Here is a 3,101-nt window from a genome sequence, read left to right on the forward strand (position 1 = left end):
GCTGCGTCCTTGCTGATTCCTTTAATTCCCGATAAGGATGGCAAGACGGTGCGGTGGTATGCCCTAATTGTGGGTTTAATCGATTTTGCCCTACTTGTTTACGCTTTTTACACTCAGTACGACTTCAGTAATCCAGATTTGCAACTGGTAGAAAGCTATAGTTGGGTGCAGCAACTCGATTTGAACTGGTCTGTGGGTGCTGACGGTTTATCGATGCCGCTGATTTTGCTGACTGGTTTTATTACTACGCTGGCTACTTTAGCAGCTTGGCCGGTCACATTTAAACCGAAGCTTTTTTACTTTTTGATGCTGACCATGTACGGCGGCCAAATCGCAGTTTTTGCCGTACAGGATATGTTGCTGTTTTTCCTAGTTTGGGAACTGGAATTAGTCCCGATTTACCTGATTTTGTCAATCTGGGGCGGCAAGAAGCGCCTCTACGCAGCAACTAAGTTTATCCTTTACACCGCAGGCGGTTCGCTGTTTATTTTGCTTGGCGGGCTGACGATGGCTTTTTACGGGGATACGGTGACTTTCGATATGCGGGCGATCGCAGCTAAAGATTACGCCCCCAATGTAGAATTGCTCCTGTATACAGGTTTCTTAATAGCTTACGGCGTAAAACTGCCGATTTTTCCTCTCCACACTTGGCTCCCTGACGCTCACGGCGAAGCAACCGCACCCGCCCATATGTTGCTAGCAGGAATTCTGCTAAAAATGGGTGGTTACGCTTTACTGCGAATGAATGCAGGAATGCTCCCGGATGCTCACGCTACCTTCGCACCGATTTTAGTAATTTTGGGTGTGGTAAATATTGTTTACGCGGCATTAACTTCTTTTGCTCAGCGCAATTTGAAGCGGAAAATTGCTTATTCTTCAATTTCGCACATGGGGTTTGTGCTGATTGGGATAGCTTCGTTTACCGACTTGGGAATGAGCGGTGCAATGCTGCAAATGGTTTCCCACGGTTTAATTGGGGCGAGTTTGTTCTTTATGGTGGGCTGCACTTACGATCGCACTCACACGCTCATGCTCGACGAAATGGGCGGTGTAGGACAGAAAATGCGTAAGGTTTTCGCCATGTGGACTGCTTGTTCTATGGCTTCTTTGGCTTTGCCGGGAATGAGCGGTTTTGTAGCAGAATTGATGGTGTTTGTGGGTTTTGCCACCAGCGATGCTTACAATCCTGTGTTTAAGGTTTGTGTGGTATTTCTAGCTGCTGTCGGGGTGATTTTGACTCCGATTTATCTGCTGTCGATGCTGCGGGAGATTTTCTACGGACCTGAGAATAAGGAATTGTCGGAGCACGAGGAATTGGTGGATGCGGAACCGCGAGAAGTGTTTATTATTGCGGCTCTGTTAGTGCCGATTATTGGCATTGGTTTGTATCCGAAGATGCTGACTCAGGTTTACGATGCAACTACTGTACAGTTGACTGCTAAGTTGCGGGATTCTGTGCCGTCGCTTGTGGCTAAGGCTGCTACGGATAAAACTGTGTCTCTACGTGCTCCGGCGATCGAGCCGAGCAAGTTGTGATTTGAATTGGATTGAGGAAGAAAACCCCCAAACCATTTTATAAATAGGGTTTGGGGGTTTTCTGTTTTTGTTAATAGACAAATCCGGGAAACATGGGTTCTCAAGTAATCTGGAGTTGGGTTTTATCGACAAAGTGGGTATGCGGTCAAGGAAGTAGAATAAAGATATTAGTGAAAATCCATACTTCTATCAGCGAGAGGAAGTGTCATGTCTGATAAAACGGCGGCGAAAAAAACCGAGGCAGATAAGTTGCTCTCACAGGGGTTTTTCAGTTCTAGCCCATTTTTTCGTTCATTTCAGTCCACAAGCTCAACGCAACATAGCCTCAATTCTTTACAACGAGCATTAATGCTTTATCGGGAGGTAGATGTTCGCAAGGAATTTCCCCAGGAAAGCCGCAAAGGTGAAGCAGATGCTCTGTATAATCTTCACTTTTCATATCAGAGATTAGGACAGCATCAAGATGCGATCGCTTACATACAAGAGGCGATCGCCATCTACCAAGAAATTCATCATCGGGAAGATGAAGCAAAATCACTGGAAACCCTAGGCTCACTCCATTCAGACTTACAGCAATATCAGCAAGCGATTGAGTACCTGACTCAGGCTGCTGATGTGTATCACGTGTTTGATGCAGATCGAGAATGCAATGTTCTCAACCGTCTGGGTGTGACGTATTTGATATCGGGTCAACTGGAAGAGGCAGCCCAGAATTATGAACGGGCAATTGAAGTGGCTAAAAAACTTGGCAGCGCAGATGGGCAACTCATGCCACTCAGAAATTTAGCAGCTATTTACAGTAACCAGGGAGATTATTCTCAAGCCAATGCGTTTTGTGAAGAGGCTTTGATGTTGGCTAGGCAAATCGGTAATTTGCGAGAGGAAGCCAAAACGCTTTATGCGCTGGGGGAATTACACTACAAACACAATCAAATTCAGTTGAGTGTTAATTTTTTTCAGCAAGCTCTTGCAGTCTGGCGTGAGTCAGGTGAGCAAGCTCCAGAAACCACCATACTGGCAGATTTGGGTACGGCTTATACTCAACTGGGACAACACTCACAGGCGATCGAAGTTTTTCAACAGGCAATAGCGATTGCCCAGGAGAATGGGAATCATCAAGCTCAATTGGATTGCTCGTATCGCCTAGCAGAAGCATACTTTGCAGCAGCACAATACCCAAAGGCGATCGAGATTTACCAACAGTTACTCAGTTTTGCCCAGACCGAAGGAAATTTACAATCAGAGGCAGGAATGTTTCTGTCTCTCGGTGTAAGCTACTCACGCCTCAACCAGTCTGCTCAAGCCTATGAGTGCTATCAAAAAGCACTACCTATTTATCAATCGTTAGGACAACGGAGAGGTGAAGCGCATTGTTTATATAGCGATCCTAATTGAGTTGTGAACACTAACCATACATATAAAGTTTGGGAAATCCAAATATTTGACGATTCAGAAAAAACATAAATAACCTCTTTACTATGGCAAAAGATTTACAGCGATAGGCAAATTTCCTCAAAAGATTCTTTCCTTGTAACCAAATATCTTCTACTGGATTTTGTTCCGGG

Annotated in this window: 2 protein-coding genes and 1 pseudogene; 2 read left to right on the plus strand and 1 reads right to left on the minus strand. The window is 45.1% G+C overall.

Translation table 11 applies throughout. The annotated features are described in order from the left end of the window. Nucleotides 1-1,536, plus strand: a 1,536-nt coding sequence (locus QUA38_RS28225; RefSeq protein ID WP_445305130.1) for an NAD(P)H-quinone oxidoreductase subunit 4, incomplete at its 5' end; no start/stop codon positions are given. Between the two features lie 207 nt (nucleotides 1,537-1,743). Further along, nucleotides 1,744-2,931 (plus strand): tetratricopeptide repeat protein, encoded by a 1,188-nt coding sequence (locus tag QUA38_RS28230; protein WP_333167719.1) that lies wholly within the window; start codon nucleotides 1,744-1,746, stop codon nucleotides 2,929-2,931. A 10-nt stretch (nucleotides 2,932-2,941) separates the two neighbouring features. Here the strand turns inward: QUA38_RS28230 and QUA38_RS28235 are convergent. Next, nucleotides 2,942-3,101, minus strand: a pseudogene (locus QUA38_RS28235) (IS630 family transposase); the annotation flags it as partial.

The organism is Microcoleus sp. Pol12B4 (genome assembly GCF_036701385.1).
Classification (GTDB): domain Bacteria; phylum Cyanobacteriota; class Cyanobacteriia; order Cyanobacteriales; family Microcoleaceae; genus Microcoleus.

Coding starts and splice junctions, on each gene's coding strand:
- QUA38_RS28230 (WP_333167719.1), top strand. CDS start 1,744: ATGTCTGATAAAACGGCGGCGAAAAAAACCGAGGCAGATAAGTTGCTC.